The following is a 19,484-nucleotide window of genomic DNA, read 5'->3' on the forward strand; positions in this document are numbered from 1 at the left end:
TGAGGCACGCATGAGTGCACTGATCGAGTCGCGTAACCTGGTCAAGGACTATGTCATGGGCAGCAACCATGTCTTTGCGTTGCGCGGCGTGTCGCTGTCGATCAAGGAAGGCGAATTCGTTGCGATCATGGGTGCCTCCGGTTCCGGCAAATCCACGTTCATGAACATGCTGGGTTGCCTGGACTTGCCGACTTCGGGCGAGTATTTCCTGGCCGGCGAGCTCGTGTCGGCAATGGATAATGATCAGCTGGCAGCGATCCGCAACCGCCGCATCGGTTTCGTGTTCCAGCAATTTAATCTCTTGCCGCGCACGACGGCCCTGGACAATGTTGAATTGCCCTTGCTGTATTCATCGGTGCCGGCGGCCGAGCGCCATGCGCGCGCCGCGCAACGCCTGGCCGAAGTGGGCCTGGCCGAGCGCATGGACCATCACCCGGCGCAACTCTCCGGCGGCCAGCAGCAGCGCGTGGCGATTGCCCGCGCCCTGGTGAACAACCCTGCGCTGATCCTGGCCGATGAACCGACCGGTGCGCTTGATTCGCGCACCAGCGTCGAAATCATGGCGCTGTTCCAGAAACTATCCCGTGCCGGCATGACCATCGTGCTGGTGACCCATGAGCACGACATCGCCAGCTTTGCCTCGCGCATCATTACTTTCCGCGATGGCAATGTCATTGGCGATGCCGCCAATCAGCCGCAAGATGCGCAGGCGCAGCTGGCCGCAATCGACCAGGCAAGCATTGCCGCTCCGGAAGCAAGCGCATGAACCTGCTGGCGACATTTCGCATTGCCCTGAATGCCTTGCGCGTCAATATGCTGCGCTCGATGCTGACCATGCTTGGCATTATCATCGGCGTGGCCGCTGTGATCACCATGATCGCGGTCGGCGCCGGCGCGCAGGCGCGCATCCAGGAACAGATCAAGAGCCTGGGTTCCAACCTCATGATCATCATGCCGGGATCGACCACTGCCTCCGGGGTGCGGCTGGGCGCCGGCGCCAACCAGAACCTGACCGAGGACGATGCGCTTGCCATTGCCCGCGAAATCCAGCAAGTGCAGGCGGCCGCGCCGTCCATGCGCAGTTCCGCGCAACTGATTGCGGCAGGGAGCAACTGGTCGACGCAGATCAATGGCGTCACGCCCGATTACTTCGAGGTGCGCGAATGGCCGCTGGCGTCCGGGCGCATGTTCGAGGCGAATGAATTGTCCGGTTCGGCCAAGGTCGTCATACTTGGCCAGACAGTGGCGGACCAGCTGTTCGGTGACATCGACCCGGTCGACCAGATCTTGCGCATCAAGAATGTGCCGCATACCGTGATCGGCGTATTGGCCAGGAAAGGCCAGAGCATGACGGGGCAGGACCAGGACGATGTGGCGATGGTGCCGCTGTCGACGGCGCGCAACCGCCTCTTTGGCAGCACCCAGGGCAAGCTGCGACGGGTCGGCACGATCCAGGTCAAGGTGCGGGAAGGCGCCGACATGAAGGAGGCGGAAGAGGGGATTCGCCAGTTGCTGCGGCAGCGCCAGCGCACACAGCCGGGCGCCGACGATGCCTTCACGATCCGCAACCTCACGGAGATCCTCGCGACCCAGGAAGAATCCTCGCGCATCATGACCATCCTGCTGGCGGCGGTGGCCTCGGTGTCGCTGCTGGTGGGCGGCATCGGCATCATGAACATCATGCTGGTGTCGGTCACCGAACGCACCCGGGAAATCGGCTTGCGCATGGCGGTCGGCGCGCGCGGCCGCGATATCCTGACGCAATTTCTGGTGGAAGCCATCACGCTGTCGCTGATCGGCGGCTTCATTGGCATCGTGCTGGGCGTGGCCGGCTCGTTCCTGGTCAGCCAGTTCGCCGGCTGGGCGACCCGGCTGTCGCCCGAATCCATCGTCCTGGCAGTGGGTTTTTCTGCCGCGATCGGCATTTTCTTCGGCTTTTATCCGGCGCACAAGGCGTCGAAGCTGCTGCCGATCCAGGCGCTGCGCTACGAGTAGAGGAAGCTAGCGCCTGGCGCGCAGGTTGTTGTCGAAGAAAAAGCGCGTTACCCAGGCCGGGTAATTGATGTGCCGGTAGTCGTGGAACGTGTCGCCATAGGTGCCGCCGCCGCTGCCGCCATCGCCCACCGCGAACGCGTGGCCCATGCCTTCGACCTGGATGTGCGCCACGCGCACCCGGCCCTTGTCATCCTTGTGCAGGCTGCCGTTGCTCTGGTTGGTTTCGGCGATCTTCCCGGCATCCTGGCTGGCGCCATACAGGGCTTGCAGGGCATCGCGGTTGCGCTCGGCATGCGCCGGCTGGGACATGCGGTCTTCGCTGCCGTGGATGACGCTGGCAACCTGGCTGGACAAGGCAGCTTGCTGCTCGCCTGCATAGCGCCGGCAATTCTCGACGATGGTCGCGGCTTCCACCTTGGGCGGGCCGAACATGTCCATGACATTGGAGCCCATCGCAGGCGCGGAATGCAGCCCGACGCCGGCGACCAGTTCCGGGTAGGCGCACGCCAGCACTTGCGCCACGGCGCCGCCTGAAGACATGCCGACGACATAGACTTGCGCGGGATCGATGTTCAGTTCAGGACGTGCCTGCAAGCCCTTGATCATGCCGGCCAGCGCGCCGATGTCGCGGCCGCCGCGCTGGTGCTCGGTGCCGAACCAGTCCCAGCAGCCGGCAAACAGGCGCGACCCGGGTGTATTGGTTTCCGGGACATCGGGTGCGGCCACGACCATGCCATATTGTTCTGCCACGTTTTCCCAGCCTGAACGCTTGCCCATGATGTCGCCATGGACCGTTTGCTTGCAGCCGTGCAGCACCACCATCAGGGCGCGTTTGCTGGAAAGTTTCGGCCTGACTTGCTGCGGCAGGTAGACATACAAGTTGAACATGCCGTAACTTTGCGCGCTTTCCGTCCATGCGCCGGCTTTTGGGGCTGCGGCAATGGCGCCTGCGCTGACCAGAAAAAGCGCCAGGGCGCGTACAATAGGGCGTGAAAGTGGCAGCATCGTGTCGTCCTCGCTTCCCGAAATGAAGTGTATTGATCTTTGTGGCTTGATTCTACGCGGCGAATTATTTTCGTGGCAATTCTTTGTGCAATTTCCATCATGACTGCCTATTCCTGCCGCAACGGGTGCGGCGCCTGCTGCATCGCCCCGTCAATTACCTCGCCGATTCCGGGCATGCCGTCCGGTAAGCCGGCCGGGGTGCGCTGCGCGCAACTCGACGCGCAAAATGGATGCCGCATTTTTGGCGACCCGCGCCGCCCAGCGGTCTGCGCCAGCCTGCAGCCTTCAACTGAAATGTGTGGCGATTCGCCGGCTCAAGCCATGCACTGGCTGACGCGACTCGAAGCGGCGACTTCCCCCTGAATCAAGTCGCCGTGCGCTTGTGGATCGTCACGCGCACACCGTTTTCGGAGCGGATCGTGAGGCGGCCGACCGGTTGCGGCGCCTGGCCGTCCGGCGGCGCAGCAAACCGGAAGCGGCGCACCAGCGTCGCCAGGATCAGCGCGGCTTCCTGCAGCGCAAAGCTGGCGCCAATGCACACCCGCGGGCCCATGCCGAAGGGCAGGTAGGCGCATTTCAGCGATTCTTTCGCACTGTCGCTGGCGAAGCGGTCAGGATCGAACTCGTCCGGGCGCTCCCACAGGTCGCGATGGCGCTGGATGAGCCAGGGGGCAATCACGATGATGGCGTCCTTGGCAACGTTCTTGCCGCGCATCGTGCGGCCAACTTTTGCCTGCCGCACGAAAAAGCCGACCGGCGGGTATAGCCGCAGGCTTTCGCGAAAAACATTCCAGGTCAGTTCCAGGTCTTTGACGTGGCCATATTCAATGTCGCCATCGCCCACCACCGCCGAGAGTTCGGCGTGCATGCGCTCCTGGATTTCCGGGCTCATGGAAATCAGATACAGCGACCATGCCAGTGCACTTGCCGAGGTTTCATGCCCGGCCAAAAACAGCATGCCGACCTGGTCTACCAGTTCACTGAAAGCGAAGCCGTCACCGGTGTCCGGGTTTTTTGCGCCCAGCAGGGCGGAAAGAATATCCTGATGCTCGCCAGGATTGCCGGCGCGGTGGGCATCAAAGCGCGGGCGGATGAATTTTTCGAGCAGGGAGCGGATTTCGCGCGCGGCGCGATTGCTGCGGTAAATGTCGAGCCAGGGCGAGAGCCAGCGCGGCAGCCCGAACATGATCGGGGTAATCTGGCGTGGCGCCATTTTCTGGAAGATATTGAAATTGTGGAAAATCTTGCGCGCATCCTCACTTTCCATCGACAGCGAGAGGATGGTGCGGAAAATGATATCGGCCGTGACATGGGTCATTTCCTGGTCGATATCCGTGACGATGCCATCGGGCAGCGCGGCAACGCGCGCTTCCATCGCATCGACCGCTGCCATCATCAGCGGGAAAGCCGTTTTTAATCGCATGTGGCTGAACCCGGTGCCCACCATTTCGCGCTGGATTTGCCATTGCCGGCCATTGGTCGTGAAAATGCTCGGGCCGATCAGCGGGTCGAGCAGCTTGCCCAGCAAGTCGGTTTTGGGAAAATTGGCATACTCATCGACCATCGCTTCCCGCACCAGCTTGGGATCGTTGACGATGTAGAGGTCGAGCCCGGGAAATTTGACCTCGGCCATTTGCATCTGGTAATTGCGTTCGACCAGGCCATCCAGCCACGAGCGGCGCAGGCTGGAAAACAGGCGCAGCGCCCCGGACCTTGCCTTGTGCGGTTTGGGATAGACCGGGCAAAAACGGCTCATGGCTTGGCTTTCCTTAATACGGATTTGTCGAGAGAGGGCTTGGCGCGGTAGCGTTCCGCCAGGCTGAGAGGCCCGGCGGTGATCGCGAAATAATCGTATTCGCCGGCTTTTTCGCCCGCCATCAGGTACTGGAAATGGTTGCGGTACCAGCTGCGGCGGATGCGCGCATAGCTTTCGGCAGAAAACAGCGTGACAAAGCGCGCCGACAGCAATTTCGGCCGGGGCTCCATGTTGTCGCGACGGATGCCGGCCAGCGCTACCGTGTCGAGGAAGACGAAACAGGCAAGATCCGTGGGGGCGGTGAAGTCGATCCAGTCGAGCCGGTCGGCATGGGCGATGGCCGCCAGTTCGGCATGGAAGGATTTTGCCTGGGGAAACAGGCTGAGGATCGGGATGCATTGCCCGAGCGTCATCAGGCTGATGCGCGGGCGGTGCGCCGTCAATTTCGGGTAACGCTGCAATGCCCGGCCCAGCACGGCGGCGGCGATAATGGCGCCGGAACTGTGACCCACCAGCAGCACTTCATTGGCCTCGCTGTCACGGACCAGGTCCGCCAGGTAGTGCGCAAATTCATCCAGCCGCGCGTCCAGATCGGGCGTGGCGCCAAGCGCTTGCTGGGTATGGAATGCCATGCTGCGCGCCAGCCAGAAGCTGTTGCTGAGACGCTCGATCAGGCGGCCGCCCTGGATGACCAGGCCGAAGGCAATCAGCCCCGCCGCGATGCCGAGCCAGCGCGGCAGGCTTGCCGCTTGCGCCAGCCAGTCGATGCCGATGACGGCGCCGACGCCCAGTCCCAGTACTGCCAGCATCAGGAAGGCGGGATACACGGCGGCGATGAACATCCAGATCGATTCCTTGCGGATCTTCCACAAGACCCCGCTGGTGAGGTAATGCCGCAGCGCTCTCAGATACCGCGCCATCAGGATCAGGTCGTTGCGCGGCCAGTGGTGACTGATGACATCTTCCCAGCGCATGAATTCATAGGTGGTCTCGACCGTCCTGCCTTCGCATTGCGTCTGCATCTTCCAGCCGCTGGCGAGTGTCGAGGTTTTCTCGCTCTTGCTGAAATCGATCGTCATGCCGTTCAGGACGGCTTGCTTGGCGGCTTCCGCACGGTAGAGGCGGCGGTAATGCGCCGGACCGCGCGGATCAAAGCCGCTGAAATACAGGACATGACGCTTGTTGACAGGAGTATGCTGCGGGATGTTAGGGCTCATGCGGAGTCATGTGGTGTGGGCCGGGCGCTTGCCGTTCTATTATATAGAGTCCGGTTAGTTGATTGAATGGAATAAAGGAAGTGTGGAAATGACAAAAATGGCGCTGCGTTGCTGTCTCGTCATGGTGATGGTCTCCATGGTTGGCTGTGCCAGCCTGCTGGGGCCGCGTGACTTCGAGTTGCCCTTGTCGACCTTGCAATCCTCGCTCGAGAAACGCTTTCCATTTAACAACCGCTATCTGGGCTTGTTCGATATTCAATTGAGCGCCCCGCGTCTGGACTTGCAAACCGGGAGCAACCGCATTGTCACCAGCTTTGATGCGGCGATTGCGCCTGCCTGGCTCAAACGTTCATGGCAAGGCAATTTTGCCTTGTCGGGCGAACTGGCCATCGATTCCGTTAAAAACGCCGTGATCTTGACGGATCCGCGGGTTGAATCGCTGAACATTGCCGGCCTCGATGACAGGTATGCAAAGCAATTACAGAAAGTCAGTGGCATCATTGCCGAAGAGTTATTCCGTGGCATGCCTTTATATACATTCCAACCCACTGAATTCCGGTATGGCGGAACGTCTTTCTTGCCTACAAAAATCAATACGCGTGGAAACGGGCTCGTGGTAACCTTTGAACCGGTAAAATAGCGTTCTTGTTGTTCCCTTCTGGCATTTTCAGAGCCCGCGCAGCGCTACGGCCGCGGGTTTTTTATTGATTATTTGAATAATTCTCCCACCGCATGGATTTAACGATTGTAATCAAGGCCCTGATCATGGGCATTGTCGAAGGCTTGACCGAATTCCTGCCGATTTCCTCCACCGGCCATCTGATCCTTGCCGGCAGCCTGCTCGATTTCGGCCGCGACATTGGCAGCGACAAGCTCAAGGTATTTGAAATCGCCATCCAGTCCGGCGCCATGCTGGCCGTGGTCTGGGAATACCGCGTCAGGATCGCCGCCGTGCTGGCCGGCCTATTCTCGGACGCCCGCGCGCAGAAATTCGCGCTGAATGTGCTGGTGGGCTTTTTGCCGGCCGCCATCCTGGGCTTGTTGTTCAACAAGGCGATTTCGGCCGTGCTGTTTGCCCCGGTGCCGGTAGCAATTGCCTTCATCATCGGCGCGTTCGTCATCCTGTGGGTGGAGCGGCGCAACCGCACCAATCCGGCAGCCGTGCGCATCGAATCGGTCGACGACATGAGCTTGCTCGATGCGCTCAAAGTGGGCTGCGCGCAGGCGTTTGCCCTGATCCCGGGCACGTCGCGTTCCGGCGCCAGCATCATCGGCGGCATGCTGTTTGGCATGTCGCGCAAGGCCGCCACGGAGTTTTCCTTTTTCCTCGCCTTGCCAACGCTCTTTGGCGCCTCGATCTATTCGCTGTACAAGGAACGCGCCCTGCTGTCGGCGGCGGACTTGCCGCTGTTTGGCCTTGGCGGCGTGGCAGCGCTGGTATCGGCCTTCCTGTGCGTGCGCTGGCTGCTGCGCTATATCAGCACGCATGATTTCACCTTCTTTGCCTGGTACCGCATCGTTTTCGGCGTGGTGATTCTCGTGACGGCATTCCAGGGCTGGGTGGACTGGTCGCATTGATGGAAGAGTCCGGCATACGCGCACGCGCGCAGCACATTCTCGATAGCGTATTCGGCTATCCGGCATTTCGCGGCCAGCAAGCCGAGATCGTCGAGCAGGTTGCCCTCGGCGGTGATGCCCTGGTCTTGATGCCCACCGGTGGCGGCAAGTCGCTGTGCTACCAGATCCCGGCCTTGCTGCGCGACGGCGTCGGCGTGGTGGTGTCGCCGCTGATCGCCCTGATGCAGGACCAGGTCGATGCGCTGGCTGAAGTCGGCGTGCGCGCGGCTTACCTGAACTCGACCCAGAGCTTCGATGAAATGGTGCAGACCGAGCGCAAGTTGCGCCGCGGCGAGCTCGACCTGGTGTACGTGGCGCCGGAGCGCCTGATGACGCCGCGCTGCCTGGAATTGCTGGAAGCCTCGAAGATCGCCCTGTTCGCCATCGACGAGGCACATTGCGTTTCGCAATGGGGACATGACTTCCGCCCGGAGTACATCAAGCTGTCGGTCTTGCACGAGCGCTTCCCCGCCGTGCCGCGCATTGCGTTGACCGCCACGGCGGACCAGCAGACGCGTGAGGAAATCATCGAGCGCCTGCAGTTGCAGGAAGCGCTGCAGTTCGTTTCTTCCTTCGACCGCCCCAACATCCGTTATCAGATCGTCGAAAAGGTCAACGCCCGCAAGCAGCTGCTCGATTTCATCGAAAGCGAACATGCGGGTGACGCCGGCATCGTGTATTGCCTGTCGCGCAAAAAAGTCGAGGAAACCGCCGAATTCCTGAATGCCAGCGGCATTGCCGCCTTGCCTTACCATGCCGGCATGGAGACGGCCAAGCGCAGCGCCAACCAGGCGCGCTTCCTGCGCGAAGATGCCATCGTGATGGTGGCGACAATTGCTTTCGGCATGGGCATCGACAAGCCCGATGTGCGCTTTGTCTGCCATCTCGACCTGCCCAAAAGCATCGAGGGCTATTACCAGGAAACCGGCCGCGCCGGCCGCGATGGCGCTCCCGCCAACGCCTGGATGGCGTACGGCTTGCAGGACGTGGTGCAGCAGCGCCGCATGATCGACCAATCCGAGGCAGACGACAGTTTCAAGCGGGTGCAGGGCGCCAAGCTCGATGCCATGCTGGGCCTGTGCGAAACCCTGTCGTGCCGGCGCGTGCGCCTGCTGGAGTATTTCGGCCAGCCTGCCAGCGCCTGCGGCAACTGTGACACGTGCCTGAATCCGCCGGTGTCCTTCGATGCCACCGTCCCCGTGCAAAAGCTGCTGTCGGCGATTTACCGCACCGAGCAGCGCTTCGGCGCCATGCACGTGATGGATGTGCTGCGCGGCGTCGAGGCTGACAAGGTCAAGCAATGGCAGCATGACCAGCTCTCGGTGTTCGGTATCGGCGCCGAGCGTGGCGACGCCGAATGGCGCGCCATCCTGCGCCAGGCCATCGCCCTGGGCCTGGTGACGGTGGATCACGACAGCTTCAATGCCCTGAAGCTGACCGATGCGGCGCGGCCGGTCTTGCGCGGCGCGCAAAAGATCCTGCTGCGCGAATACCAGAAACCGGTCAGCCAGCGCAAGAAGGGCGTCAAGCCCAAAGGCTATGTGGAAAGCGACCTGTCGACGCAGGAGCAGACGGTATTCGACAAGCTGCGCTGGTGGCGCGTCGAGACCGCGCGCAAGCACAATGTGCCAGCCTATGTCATTTTTCACGATGCCACCATGCGCGAAATCGCCAAGGCCCGGCCTGCCTCGCTGGATGACTTGCGCCATGTCTCGGGCGTCGGCGAGAAAAAGCTGGAAACCTATGGCGAGGAAATCATCGCGCTGATGGCCGAACTGGCCTAAGCTCTCACCTTTATCGCAATCCTGGCTGTTCCCATGGAAATCGACCTCATTCGCCAGCGCCTGCGTGCCCTGGGCGCCCGACCGGAACACGAGCAGCGCGTGCTGCGCGACTGGCTGCAGGCACGCCCCTATGACCAGGGGCGGCGGCGTCCGAAGGATTATCTGCCGCTGACGCTGCGCGAGGCGCTGCCGGAAATCGATACGCAATTGCGCGGCATGGTGCGCCTCCTGTCTTGCCACGAGACGGCGGAGGGTTCGGCGCGCCTGCTGGTGAGCCTTGCGGATGGCCAGACGATTGAGAGCGTGCTGTTGCCGCGCGACGGGCTCTGTGTTTCCAGCCAGGTTGGCTGCGCCGTCGGCTGCCAGTTTTGCATGACCGGGCGCAGCGGCCTGATCCGCCAGCTCACCAGCGGCGAGATCGTCGCCCAGGTGGCCCTGGCGCGCCAGCAGCGCGTGGTCAAGAAAATCGTGTTCATGGGCATGGGTGAACCCGCGCACAACCTCGACAACGTGCTGGAAGCCATCCAGTTGCTGGGCACGGAAGGCAACCTCGGTCACAAGAACCTGGTGTTCTCGACGGTCGGCGATGCCCGCGTATTCGAGCGCCTGCCGCAAGGCAAGGTCAAGCCGGCACTGGCCCTGTCGCTGCATACCACCAAGCCGGCGTTGCGTGAGCAATTGCTGCCGCGGGCGCCGCGTCTGACGCCTCAGGAACTGGTGGACCTGGCGGAAGCCTATGGCCGCGCCACGGCCTATCCCGTGCAATATCAGTGGACCCTGCTGGAAGGCATCAACGATGGCGAGGATGAAATCGACGGGATCGTGGCTCTGCTCAAAGGCAAGCATGCGGTGCTGAACATGATTCCCTATAACACCATCCCGGATCTACACTTCAAGCGGCCCTCATGGGAACGCGCGCGTGCCATGGTGCGCGTGCTGCACCAGCGCGGCGTGCTGGCCAAGCTGCGCGATTCGGCGGCGCAAGAGGTCGATGGCGGCTGTGGCCAGTTGCGGGCCAGGGCGATTGCTGCGCAGACGCCGACCATCAAGATTCATGCCCTGTGATTTTTCTTTTTTGACTGATTGAGTATGTCTGCAACCTTCGCCTCCTTTGGCCTGATCGACGCGCTGCTGGGCGCTGTCGATACGCTCGGCTACAAAACCCCCACGCCGGTGCAGGTGCAAGCCATTCCCGTGATCCTGGCCGGGCGTGACTTGATGGCGGCGGCGCAGACCGGCACCGGCAAGACCGCCGGCTTTGCCTTGCCGCTGCTGCAGCGCCTGACCATGGAAGGCCCGCAAGTGGCCAGCAATTGCGTGCGCGTGCTGGTGCTGGTGCCGACACGCGAACTGGCGGAACAGGTCTACCAGAGTTTTTGTGAATACGGCGCGCATGTGCCCTTGCGCATGGCGGTGGCCTATGGCGGCGTGAGCATCAATCCGCAGATGATGAAACTGCGCAAAGGGCTGGACGTCCTGGTGGCCACGCCCGGGCGCCTGCTCGACCTGTACCGCCAGAACGCCGTCAAGTTCACGCAATTGCAGACGCTGGTGCTGGACGAGGCTGACCGCATGCTCGACCTGGGTTTTTCGCGCGAGCTCAACGCCGTGTTCGAGGCCTTGCCGAAGCGCCGCCAGACCCTGCTTTTTTCGGCGACCTTTTCGGATGCCATCCGCACCATGGCGGCGACGCTGCTGGTGGACCCGGTCAGCGTGGAGGTCAGTCCGCGCAACGCGGCGGCGAAAACCGTCAAGCAATGGCTGGTGCCGGTCGATAAGAAGCGCAAGCCCGAGCTCTTCCTGCACTTGCTGAAGAAAAAGCGCTGGGGCCAGGTGCTGGTCTTCGTCAAGACCCGCAAGGGGGTCGAGCAACTGGTCGATACCCTTGCAGCAAAAGGCGTGAGCGCCGATTCGATCCACGGCGACAAGCCGCAGCCGGCACGCCTGCGCGCCCTGGAACGCTTCAAGGCAGCCGAGGTGCAAGTCCTGGTGGCAACCGATGTGGCCGCGCGCGGGCTTGATATCGACGATTTGCCGCAAGTGGTCAATTTCGACTTGCCCATCGTCGCCGAGGATTACGTGCACCGTATCGGCCGCACCGGCCGCGCCGGCGCCACCGGCGAGGCGGTGTCGTTAGTCTGCGCCGATGAAGTGCAATTGTTGTCGGCAATCGAAACCCTGATCCGCCAGACCCTGGTGCGCATCGACGTGCCGGAGTTCGAGCCGGACCACCGGGTTCCCATGACGGATGGGCGCGGGCAGGTGCTGAAAAAGCCGAAGAAGCCGAAGAAGCCCAAGTTCGGCCCGGGACGCCCGGCGAAGTAACCGCTTACTGATGGCGCATCCGGCAGGCGTTGGGGGCTATTGCCCGCCGCGTGCCTCGGCAAGCGCAATGGTCAGGTGCTGCACCTTCTTTTTCAGCTGGTCGCGCTCTTCAGTCAGTTCGGCGACGGCTTGCGTCAGGCGATGGATTTCGAGCTGATCGGGCGAGGCGTCGTCGGGAGGCGGCTCCGCTGCCGGCTTGGGCGGCAAGCGGGCTTCGCGCACCTGGCGCGCCACCTGGCGCAATTCTTTCTTGCCGCCGGCAACCGCTGCGACCTGCTTTTCCTCGGGCAGGGAAGCGACGGTAGCGGCGGCATTAATCGAAATCATCCCCGACTTGACCGCGCTGACCAGTTCGGGCGTGGCCGTTTTCTGGATTTTCTCGATCTGGCCCAATGTGGCGCTGCTCACCCGCGCCGCCTTTGCCACGACCTCGCGCTTCGTCCATGGCGGGTCCGACACGGGCCTGGCTGTGGTATCGGCGCCGGCAGGCTTGGCCGACGGCGACGGGGTCTGTGCCAGGCGCGCTGCGACGATTTCTTTCTTGCGCAAGGCCAGCACCCCGCGCTGAAAATCCGAGACGCTGCGGCGCCCGAGATGGTTGTCGATCATCCACAGGTGCACATCGTCGATGGATTTGAACGTCTGGTTCTGGATGGTGTTGAAGGGGATGCCGTGTTTCTGGCAAATGCCATAACGGTTGTGGCCATCCACCAGCAGGTCGCCCCACAGCACCAGGGCATCGCGGCACCCTTCGGCGAGCAGGCTGCGCTCCAGCGCGGCGTATTCGTCTTCGGTCAGCGGATCGATGTAGGCACGGAGGTCTTCGTTGATGGTAAGGGTCATGGTGTTGCGTAAATAAATCGGTAGCGGCGTAGTGTACACACGGCTGCGGATTTGCGCCGCATGGCGCACTGGAATTTCAGGCGATGACCTGTTGTTATATACAGTATAATCGGTGGCGTCACGATTTTGCTTGGTTCATCTTACTGCCTTCAAACGATGCATCTGCCGCCTGACGTTCGCCGCATTGCCCATCTCGACATGGATGCCTTTTACGCATCGGTCGAACTCTTGCGCTATCCGGAATTGCGCGGCATGCCGGTCGTCATCGGCGGACGTTCGGTGGACCGGCCCGAAGTGCAGCCGGACGGTACCCGCCGCTTTGCCCGGCTGCGCGACTATGCCGGGCGCGGGGTCGTGACGACCTCGACTTACGAGGCGCGTGCGCTGGGCGTGTTTTCCGCGATGGGGATGATGAAGGCGGCGCAACTGGCGCCAGAGGCCATTATTTTGCCGGTCGATTTCGACGCCTATCGCCATTATTCACGGCTCTTCAAGAAGGCGGTGGCGCAGATTGCGCCGCATATCGAAGATCGCGGCATCGATGAAATCTACATCGACTTGGGCGATATTGCCGAAGACACGCGCGCGCTGGCCTTGCGCATCAAGCAGGCCGTGCGCGAGGCCACAGGCCTGTCTTGTTCGATCGGCGTGGCGCCCAACAAATTGCTGGCCAAGATATGCTCCGACCTCGAAAAACCGGACGGCGTGACCATTCTTTCCCATGCCGATATCCCGGGCCGCATCTGGCCGCTGCCGGTGCGCAAGATCAATGGCATCGGCCCCAAGGCCGGAGAAAAACTTCAGGCGCTCGGCATTGGCACGATCGCCGAACTGGCCCGGGCCGAGCCGGATCTGCTGCAGGCGCATTTTGGCCTCAGCTATGCGCAGTGGCTATGCAAGGTCGCGCAGGGAAGTGACGACAGGCCCGTTGTCACCCGGTCGGAACCGAAATCGATCAGCCGCGAAACCACGTTTGAGCGGGACTTGCATGCCCGTCAGGACCGCGACACCCTCTCGCGCATCTTCACGGAATTGTGCGTGCGGGTAGCCGAGGATTTGCGCCGCAAGAACTACGTCGGCCGCACCATCGGCATCAAGTTGCGCTATGCGGATTTCCGCACCGTGACCCGCGATGTCACCTTGCCCGAGCCGACTGCCGATGCGGCAGGCATTCGCCGCGCGGCCGGCGAGTGCCTGCGCCGGGTGCCGCTGGAGCAGCGCCTGCGGCTTTTTGGCGTGCGGGTGGGGGCGCTTTCCCGGCCGGAGGCAGTCAAGGCAAACGCCGGTATTGTTCAGACGGCGTTTGCTTTCGGCGAGTGAGTTTCTAGCGTTTGACGAACACCAGGTCCCAGACGCCGTGGCCGAGCTTGATGCCGCGCTTCTCGAACTTGGTATTGGGCCGGTAGGCGGGACGTTCGGCGTAATTCCCGGCCGTATTTTGCAAGCTCGGTTCGGCCGACAGCACGTCCAGCATTTGCTCGGCATATTCCTGCCAGTCAGTGGCGCAGTGCAGGTAGCCGCCGGGGGCGATGCGGGACGCGAGCAGATCCACGAAGGGCGGCTGGATCAGGCGGCGCTTGTTGTGGCGCGCCTTGTGCCAGGGGTCGGGGAAAAATACATGCACGCCGGCCAGCGCTGCCGGTGCAATCATGTTGGTAACCACCTCGACTGCATCATGCTGGACGATGCGCAGGTTCTGCAAGCCTTGTTCGCCAATCAGTTTCAGCAGGCTGCCCACGCCTGGGGTATGCACTTCGACACCGATGAAATTTTTCTCCGGCATGCCGGCGGCAATCGTTGCCGTGGTGTCGCCCATGCCGAAACCGATTTCCAGGATGGTGGGGGCGGTGCGGCCGAAGACCATCTCCACATCCAGCAAGGCTTTCTTGTAGGGCAGGCAGAATTGCGGGCCGAATTCTTCCAACGCGCGCGCCTGGCCGGTCGACAGCCGCCCGGCGCGGGTGACAAAGCTGCGGATGCGGCGCTCGGTCGGATCATAGAACAGCGGTTTGCCGTCGGCGTTTTCTGGAAGGTCGGACATGCTGTGGTCGCAAAGGCAAAAATTGGGCGTGATGCCAAGAAAAAGGCACCGGCTTGCGGTGCCTGGAAAGCTGGAGCGGGTGAAGGGAATCGAACCCTCGTCGTAAGCTTGGGAAGCTTCTGCTCTACCATTGAGCTACACCCGCGACAGCCGACATTCTACGCAAGTTTGCAGGAATTCGGCAAATGCCGGGCGCAGACGGCGCATCTATGAAGCAGCCTGATTCATGTCCAGGCGAGCGAGATTGCGGGGCAGCGCTGCGCCGGGGCGCACCGGGTCGTTCTCGATTTCCCGGATGGCTTTGCGGATCGTGGCCACGGTGTCTTCATTCAACAGGACTTCGTAGTGATTCGATTCGATCTCGACCAGGCGCATGTCATCCCTCTGGCGCATGGATGCCAAAGTCACGACGCCATCATTGGCGGTCGCCATGAAGGGTGAATGTCCCTTGACGCTGACAATATTGGTCCACGCGCACGGCGGCTCGAATTGCAGGCTATTGACGATTGGCGCGCCTTTTGGGCGGATATCCTGGAATACTTTGTTGAACGGCATCATATAGGCCAGCACTTCCGCAGCTTCACTCCCGCCATAGGGGGTACTGATCGTGACTGCGCCAAGGATACGTGACTGCAGTTCTTCTGCCAGGTGCAGCGCGTGGATGCCGCCGAGCGAATGTGCTACCAGGAATATGTCATCGATGCCGTCGATTTTCCGGAGCATGTCCTGGTGATTGGCATAAAAGCCATTGTCGCTGTTGTACTCCAGATAAATATGCTTGTGGCGGGACAACTTGCTCGATAGGAAATTGAAGCTTTGCGCCGTGGCCCGATGCCCATGGATGAATACGATATTCATTTTGTTTCCCCTTCCGAAATTTCAGAGTTCGCCGTCAGAGCGCCTTCATGGTGACATGTGAAATGCCGGTGTTGGTTTTTGTAATTTATGCTGCATTGCAGCGTGACGCCAATCACGCTTCTCGATAGCTGTTATACAAGGAATGGATATAAGGCGCTGCTTGATACCCCACATATGCGGAATTTGCATTTCATCAATGCATGCCTTGGCCATCTGCAGATTGAGGAAAAACAAATGACATGTTGCATGGCGGCCGCCGTTCGATATGGGGAAGTGCTAGATTGATGTCTTGATAACTGGTCCATCCTTTTTCATGGAATCAAAGGAGAACAGCATGAGCAATCCCTACCTGGCTACGGCGGCACTGTCTGCAATCTTGCTGGCGGCAGGCTGTGCATCGAACTCGAACTCGAGCTCGAGCGACAGGGTGTCTGCGCAAGCGGCCATGCAGCCTACCCAGGGCCAGAATGCCCGCGGCAATGTCACCTTTACCCAGCAAGGCGAGCAGGTCAGTGTGGTGGCATCGTTCAGCGGCCTGACACCGGGCGGGCATGGCTTCCATATCCATGAAAAAGGCGATTGCAGTGCACCGGACGGCACCAGCGCCGGTGGCCACTTCAATCCGTCTGCCAAGCAGCATGGGCATCCGCAGCAGGATGAACACCATGTGGGCGACTTGCCTATGCTGGAAGCCGACGCCAGCGGCAACGCCAGCCTGACGGTGACCTTGTCCGGCCTGAGTCTGGGCAAGGGCAGCGACAGCATCATTGGCCGTGGCCTGATCGTGCATGCGGCCCCGGATGACTTCAAGACGCAGCCGACCGGTAATTCCGGCGGGCGCATTGCGTGCGGCGTCATTGCGGCGCAGTGAGAAGGGGGCTGTGTGCGGCGGCGCAACCGGCGTCAGGATGTATCTCTTGTAAGCAAATGCGTCATTTGATTGCCGGGCGCGGGCAATCCGATAAAGTGAATCCATCACAACGCTGATTGGAGATCACAATGAAACGCATCCTCTGTACTGCTGCTGCCATCATTCTCGGTACTGCCGCATTTCTCCCGACCCAGGCGCTCGCCCAGGTCGGCGTCAATATCGTGATTGGCAATGCGCCGCCGCCGCCAAGGCATGAAGTCATGCCTGCCCAGCGTCGCGGATATACCTGGGCGCCTGGCTACTGGAACTGGAATGGCAGAAGGCATGTGTGGGTTGATGGCCATTGGGAGCGTACTCGCCCGGGCTATTACTATCAACGCCCGGAATGGCGCCAGGGCCAGGATGGCTGGCATCTGAATCGCGGCGGCTGGCAGCACGGCCCACGCCATGCCGGCCACAACCGCTATGACAACCAGAACCGCTACGACAACCAGAATCGTTACGACCACGCCGACCGCTATGGCAATCGCCGGCCTGGTCCGGCCGACCAGGACCGTGACGGTGTGCCGGACCGTGTGGATCGCGACCGCGATGGCGATGGTGTGGCCAATCGTTATGACAGCCGGCCATACAATCCGCGTCGCGACTGAATTATTGCTTATGCGAAATGGCATGCTGGCAATCGACCTTTTCCTTGCGTTGATGCAAGCATGCCGCCGCTTGGCAAGGCATGATAGCGCTTTCTGGCCAGCATACTGCTGCAGAGAACATGCCTTTGTTCAATCGAATAATCGTCGCATAAAAAATAATCCCGTTCGTTGGAAGTGTGCGGGACAGGAGAAGCAGCACCGTGCCAGCAGGGAAGCGGACAACATCCATCAACATGGTTACAGGGTGGCGTGGATGCTATCCACAGTTTTGCCATGCCGACATCGCAGGCTCCTTGCTGCTGCGCCGGGCCGCCGTTGCGGCGCTGGCGGCGGCGTGCATGGGCGCCAGGGCTGAGCCAGTAGAATCCGCGCCGCCGTCCAGCCTGAAGCCGGTCATCGTCACCAGTACCCGCACGGGCTTGCCGCCTTTTGCGACGCCGGCTTCGGTGGACGTGGTCGACGGCGAATCGATGCGCAGCAACCTGCCCCAGGTGAACCTGTCGGAAAGCCTTGCCGGCGTGCCCGGCATGCTGATCCAGAACCGGCAGAATTACGCGCAAGACTTGCAAATCGCCATACGCGGGTTCGGCTCGCGTTCCACTTTCGGGATTCGCGGTGTGCGCCTGTACGTCGATGGCATTCCCGCTACCTTGCCGGATGGCCAGGGCCAGAGTTCGAATATCGACATTGCCTCGGCCGAGCGCGTGGAAATTTTGCGGGGTCCGTATTCTGCGTTGTATGGCAATTCTTCCGGGGGCGTAATCCAGGTATTTACCGAAGAAGGCAGCGGTGCGCTCCGGCTCACGCCCAGCCTGACGGTCGGCAGTCATGGCTTGCGTCGTTATGGCACCAAGGCGGCGGGCTCAGGCGGCGAGGAACACGGCGCACTGGATTACCTGGTGAGCGCCAGCCGCTTCACCAGCGACGGCTACCGTGAACACAGCGACGCTGCCAGAAACCTTGCCAATGCCCGGCTGGGCATCCGGCTGGACACGGACAGCAAGCTGACGCTGGTGGCCAATAGTGTCGCGCTGAAGGCGCAGGATCCGCTGGGTCTCGATTGGGCGCAGTTCCGTGCGGATCCACGCAGCGTCGCCGCGGTCGCCATCCAGTTCGACACACGCAAGACCGTGCAGCAAGCGCAGGGGGGGCTGGTCTATGAGCGGCGCATCGATGGCGCCAACGACATGCGCATCATGGCCTACTACGGCCAGCGCGACACCGTGCAGTTCCAGGCAATTCCGCCTGGCCCGCAAGCCAATCCGCGCCATGCCGGTGGCGTGATCTCGCTGGGGCGCGACTACGGCGGCATCGATGCACGCTGGACGACGCGCCTGCACCTGGCCGGACGTCCGCTGACGCTGGTGGGCGGACTTGCCTGGGATACGCTGGAAGAGCAGCGCCAGGGCTATGAGAATTTCATCGGCGCCACTCTGGGCGTGCAAGGCGCCTTGCGTCGCAATGAAAGCAATACTGTCTGGAACCTTGACCCCTACTTGCAGGGGGCATGGGAATTTGCCGAGCGCTGGACGCTGGATGCGGGCGTGCGCCAGAGCACAGTGCGCTTTTCGTCGGACGATTTGTATATCGTCGGCCTTAACGGTGACGACAGCGGTGCGGCACGCTATCGCAAGCTGCTGCCCATGGCGGCATTGCGCTACCAGGCCCGCCACGACCTGAACCTGTATGCGACGGTCGGGCGGGGATTTGAAACGCCGACGTTCAATGAACTCTCCTATCGTACCGATGGCCTTTCTGGCCTGAACTTTGGCTTGCGTCCCTCTGTCAATACCAGCGCCGAACTCGGCGCCAAGGCGCGGCTCGGCGGCGGCATGCTGACGGCGGCAGTCTTCCGGATCCGCACCGAGGATGAAATTGTCAGTGCCGGAAGTCTCGGCGGGCGCGCCACGTTCCAGAATGCCGGCCGCACCCGCCGCAACGGCATGGAACTTGGCTGGGATGGCAAATTTGCCCACAATTGGCGTGTGCAGGCTTCCCATACCTGGCTGGAGGCGACCTATCGCGACAGTTTCTGTTCGCCTGCCTGCAGCGGCGTCAATCCTGCCATCCCGGCTGGCAACAGCATCCCCGGGATTGCCCGGCAGATGGCTTACGTGTCATTGGCGTGGGCACCGCCGCAAGGGTGGCGCACCGGGATCGAAGGTCGTTATCTTGACCGGATTTATGTCAACGACCGCAATTCGGAAGCGGCTCCCGGCTATTTCACTGCCGCCGTTCACACCGGCTACCTGCTGCAGATAAATCGCTGGACCATCGATGGCTATGCCCGTATCGACAACCTGTTCGATCGCCGCTATGCCGGCTCGGTCATCATCAACGAAGGCAATGGGCGTTATTTCGAACCGGCGCCAGGGCGCAACTGGAGTGCGGGCATGAGTGCGGCTTATCGCTTTTAGCCATATTTCCCATTTGCCCTTGCCGCGCCTGTCGTCCGGCGACGGGATGAACTGGTACGTTCAATGTGTTTTTTCAGGGGTTCCAAGGTGAAGGATGGCGCCACG

General features: G+C 61.5%; 19 protein-coding genes and 1 tRNA gene. 12 read left to right on the top strand and 8 right to left on the bottom strand.

Annotated features, from left to right (window positions below; all coding sequences use genetic code 11):
- Positions 1-10 precede the first annotated feature (10 nt).
- Together EKL02_RS04885 and EKL02_RS04890 are read left to right on the top strand one after the other, a co-directional pair.
- A complete protein-coding gene (locus EKL02_RS04885) occupies positions 11-766 on the top strand; it encodes an ABC transporter ATP-binding protein (RefSeq protein WP_128900997.1) in 756 nt (251 codons plus the stop codon).
- Positions 763-1,995 (top strand): ABC transporter permease, encoded by a 1,233-nt coding sequence (locus EKL02_RS04890; RefSeq protein ID WP_128900998.1) that lies wholly within the window; start codon positions 763-765, stop codon positions 1,993-1,995. The genes EKL02_RS04885 and EKL02_RS04890 overlap by 4 nt, the downstream gene beginning before the upstream one ends.
- 6 nt (positions 1,996-2,001) lie before the next feature.
- Here EKL02_RS04890 and EKL02_RS04895 read toward each other — a convergent pair whose 3' ends face one another.
- The gene (locus EKL02_RS04895) at positions 2,002-3,000 is read right to left on the bottom strand and encodes a PHB depolymerase family esterase (protein ID WP_128900999.1); all 999 of its coding nucleotides are present in this window, start codon (positions 2,998-3,000) and stop codon (positions 2,002-2,004) included.
- 99 nt (positions 3,001-3,099) lie between these two features.
- Here EKL02_RS04895 and EKL02_RS04900 point away from each other — a divergent pair, with 99 nt between their 5' ends.
- Positions 3,100-3,363, top strand: coding sequence for a YkgJ family cysteine cluster protein (locus tag EKL02_RS04900; protein ID WP_128901000.1), 264 nt, complete (start codon positions 3,100-3,102; stop codon positions 3,361-3,363).
- A 1-nt stretch (position 3,364) separates the two neighbouring features.
- Here EKL02_RS04900 and EKL02_RS04905 read toward each other — a convergent pair whose 3' ends face one another.
- Together EKL02_RS04905 and EKL02_RS04910 are read right to left on the bottom strand one after the other, a co-directional pair.
- Positions 3,365-4,756 (bottom strand): cytochrome P450, encoded by a 1,392-nt coding sequence (locus tag EKL02_RS04905; protein ID WP_128901001.1) that lies wholly within the window; start codon positions 4,754-4,756, stop codon positions 3,365-3,367.
- A complete protein-coding gene (locus EKL02_RS04910; RefSeq protein ID WP_128901002.1) occupies positions 4,753-5,973 on the bottom strand; it encodes a hypothetical protein in 1,221 nt (406 codons plus the stop codon). Before EKL02_RS04910 ends, EKL02_RS04905 begins: the two co-directional genes overlap by 4 nt.
- Positions 5,974-6,031: 58 nt before the next feature.
- Between EKL02_RS04910 and EKL02_RS04915 the strand changes: the two genes are divergently transcribed.
- The 5 genes from EKL02_RS04915 to EKL02_RS04935 all read left to right on the top strand — a co-directional run bounded on the left by EKL02_RS04915 (position 6,032) and on the right by EKL02_RS04935 (position 11,699).
- Entirely contained in the window at positions 6,032-6,613 is a 582-nt protein-coding gene (locus tag EKL02_RS04915) for a DUF1439 domain-containing protein (RefSeq protein WP_128901003.1), read from the top strand.
- Between the two features lie 92 nt (positions 6,614-6,705).
- Complete coding sequence (locus EKL02_RS04920) at positions 6,706-7,551, top strand: undecaprenyl-diphosphate phosphatase (RefSeq protein WP_128901004.1); 846 nt, start codon at positions 6,706-6,708, stop codon at positions 7,549-7,551.
- Positions 7,551-9,374: a DNA helicase RecQ gene (gene recQ, locus EKL02_RS04925; protein WP_128901005.1), complete on the top strand. Its 1,824-nt coding sequence runs from the start codon at positions 7,551-7,553 to the stop codon at positions 9,372-9,374. Before EKL02_RS04920 ends, recQ begins: the two co-directional genes overlap by 1 nt.
- 33 nt (positions 9,375-9,407) lie before the next feature.
- Positions 9,408-10,439: an RNA methyltransferase gene (locus EKL02_RS04930; protein WP_128901006.1), complete on the top strand. Its 1,032-nt coding sequence runs from the start codon at positions 9,408-9,410 to the stop codon at positions 10,437-10,439.
- Between the two features lie 24 nt (positions 10,440-10,463).
- A complete protein-coding gene (locus EKL02_RS04935) occupies positions 10,464-11,699 on the top strand; it encodes a DEAD/DEAH box helicase (protein WP_128901007.1) in 1,236 nt (411 codons plus the stop codon).
- Positions 11,700-11,735: 36 nt separating this feature from the next.
- On the opposite strand, the gene EKL02_RS04940 is transcribed toward EKL02_RS04935, so the two are convergent.
- Positions 11,736-12,542: a hypothetical protein gene (locus tag EKL02_RS04940; protein ID WP_128901008.1), complete on the bottom strand. Its 807-nt coding sequence runs from the start codon at positions 12,540-12,542 to the stop codon at positions 11,736-11,738.
- 156 nt (positions 12,543-12,698) lie between these two features.
- On the opposite strand from EKL02_RS04940, the gene dinB reads away from it, so the two are divergent.
- The gene (gene dinB, locus EKL02_RS04945; protein ID WP_128901009.1) at positions 12,699-13,862 is read left to right on the top strand and encodes a DNA polymerase IV; all 1,164 of its coding nucleotides are present in this window, start codon (positions 12,699-12,701) and stop codon (positions 13,860-13,862) included.
- 4 nt (positions 13,863-13,866) lie between these two features.
- Here dinB and trmB read toward each other — a convergent pair whose 3' ends face one another.
- The 3 genes from trmB to EKL02_RS04960 all read right to left on the bottom strand — a co-directional run bounded on the left by trmB (position 13,867) and on the right by EKL02_RS04960 (position 15,441).
- Positions 13,867-14,583, bottom strand: a complete 717-nt coding sequence (gene trmB, locus EKL02_RS04950; RefSeq protein WP_206732451.1) for a tRNA (guanosine(46)-N7)-methyltransferase TrmB — start codon at positions 14,581-14,583, stop codon at positions 13,867-13,869.
- 71 nt (positions 14,584-14,654) lie between these two features.
- Positions 14,655-14,728 (bottom strand) — tRNA-Gly (locus EKL02_RS04955).
- 62 nt (positions 14,729-14,790) lie between these two features.
- Positions 14,791-15,441 carry an alpha/beta hydrolase gene (locus tag EKL02_RS04960; RefSeq protein ID WP_128901010.1) on the bottom strand — a complete coding sequence of 217 codons (651 nt, stop codon included), beginning with the start codon at positions 15,439-15,441 and terminating at the stop codon, positions 14,791-14,793.
- A gap of 334 nt (positions 15,442-15,775) precedes the next feature.
- Here EKL02_RS04960 and EKL02_RS04965 point away from each other — a divergent pair, with 334 nt between their 5' ends.
- Entirely contained in the window at positions 15,776-16,312 is a 537-nt protein-coding gene (locus tag EKL02_RS04965) for a superoxide dismutase family protein (protein WP_128901011.1), read from the top strand.
- A 128-nt stretch (positions 16,313-16,440) separates the two neighbouring features.
- Complete coding sequence (locus EKL02_RS04970; protein WP_128901012.1) at positions 16,441-16,962, top strand: YXWGXW repeat-containing protein; 522 nt, start codon at positions 16,441-16,443, stop codon at positions 16,960-16,962.
- 1 nt (position 16,963) lies between these two features.
- Here the strand turns inward: EKL02_RS04970 and EKL02_RS04975 are convergent, their stop codons facing one another.
- Positions 16,964-17,197, bottom strand: a complete 234-nt coding sequence (locus EKL02_RS04975) for a hypothetical protein (protein WP_128901013.1) — start codon at positions 17,195-17,197, stop codon at positions 16,964-16,966.
- A gap of 103 nt (positions 17,198-17,300) precedes the next feature.
- On the opposite strand from EKL02_RS04975, the gene EKL02_RS04980 reads away from it, so the two are divergent.
- Positions 17,301-19,379, top strand: a complete 2,079-nt coding sequence (locus tag EKL02_RS04980) for a TonB-dependent receptor (protein ID WP_128903383.1) — start codon at positions 17,301-17,303, stop codon at positions 19,377-19,379.
- Positions 19,380-19,484 lie beyond the last annotated feature (105 nt).

Origin of the sequence: Janthinobacterium sp. 17J80-10 (genome assembly GCF_004114795.1) — a bacterium.
In the GTDB taxonomy this organism is placed as follows: Bacteria; Pseudomonadota; Gammaproteobacteria; order Burkholderiales; family Burkholderiaceae_D; genus Paucimonas.

Coding starts and splice junctions, on each gene's coding strand:
- EKL02_RS04885 (WP_128900997.1), top strand. CDS start 11: ATGAGTGCACTGATCGAGTCGCGTAACCTGGTCAAGGACTATGTCATG.
- EKL02_RS04890 (WP_128900998.1), top strand. CDS start 763: ATGAACCTGCTGGCGACATTTCGCATTGCCCTGAATGCCTTGCGCGTC.
- EKL02_RS04895 (WP_128900999.1), bottom strand. CDS start 3,000: ATGCTGCCACTTTCACGCCCTATTGTACGCGCCCTGGCGCTTTTTCTG.
- EKL02_RS04900 (WP_128901000.1), top strand. CDS start 3,100: ATGACTGCCTATTCCTGCCGCAACGGGTGCGGCGCCTGCTGCATCGCC.
- EKL02_RS04905 (WP_128901001.1), bottom strand. CDS start 4,756: ATGAGCCGTTTTTGCCCGGTCTATCCCAAACCGCACAAGGCAAGGTCC.
- EKL02_RS04910 (WP_128901002.1), bottom strand. CDS start 5,973: ATGAGCCCTAACATCCCGCAGCATACTCCTGTCAACAAGCGTCATGTC.
- EKL02_RS04920 (WP_128901004.1), top strand. CDS start 6,706: ATGGATTTAACGATTGTAATCAAGGCCCTGATCATGGGCATTGTCGAA.
- recQ (WP_128901005.1), top strand. CDS start 7,551: ATGGAAGAGTCCGGCATACGCGCACGCGCGCAGCACATTCTCGATAGC.
- EKL02_RS04930 (WP_128901006.1), top strand. CDS start 9,408: ATGGAAATCGACCTCATTCGCCAGCGCCTGCGTGCCCTGGGCGCCCGA.
- EKL02_RS04935 (WP_128901007.1), top strand. CDS start 10,464: ATGTCTGCAACCTTCGCCTCCTTTGGCCTGATCGACGCGCTGCTGGGC.
- EKL02_RS04940 (WP_128901008.1), bottom strand. CDS start 12,542: ATGACCCTTACCATCAACGAAGACCTCCGTGCCTACATCGATCCGCTG.
- dinB (WP_128901009.1), top strand. CDS start 12,699: ATGCATCTGCCGCCTGACGTTCGCCGCATTGCCCATCTCGACATGGAT.
- trmB (WP_206732451.1), bottom strand. CDS start 14,583: ATGTCCGACCTTCCAGAAAACGCCGACGGCAAACCGCTGTTCTATGAT.
- EKL02_RS04960 (WP_128901010.1), bottom strand. CDS start 15,441: ATGAATATCGTATTCATCCATGGGCATCGGGCCACGGCGCAAAGCTTC.
- EKL02_RS04965 (WP_128901011.1), top strand. CDS start 15,776: ATGAGCAATCCCTACCTGGCTACGGCGGCACTGTCTGCAATCTTGCTG.
- EKL02_RS04970 (WP_128901012.1), top strand. CDS start 16,441: ATGAAACGCATCCTCTGTACTGCTGCTGCCATCATTCTCGGTACTGCC.
- EKL02_RS04975 (WP_128901013.1), bottom strand. CDS start 17,197: ATGTTGATGGATGTTGTCCGCTTCCCTGCTGGCACGGTGCTGCTTCTC.
- EKL02_RS04980 (WP_128903383.1), top strand. CDS start 17,301: ATGGGCGCCAGGGCTGAGCCAGTAGAATCCGCGCCGCCGTCCAGCCTG.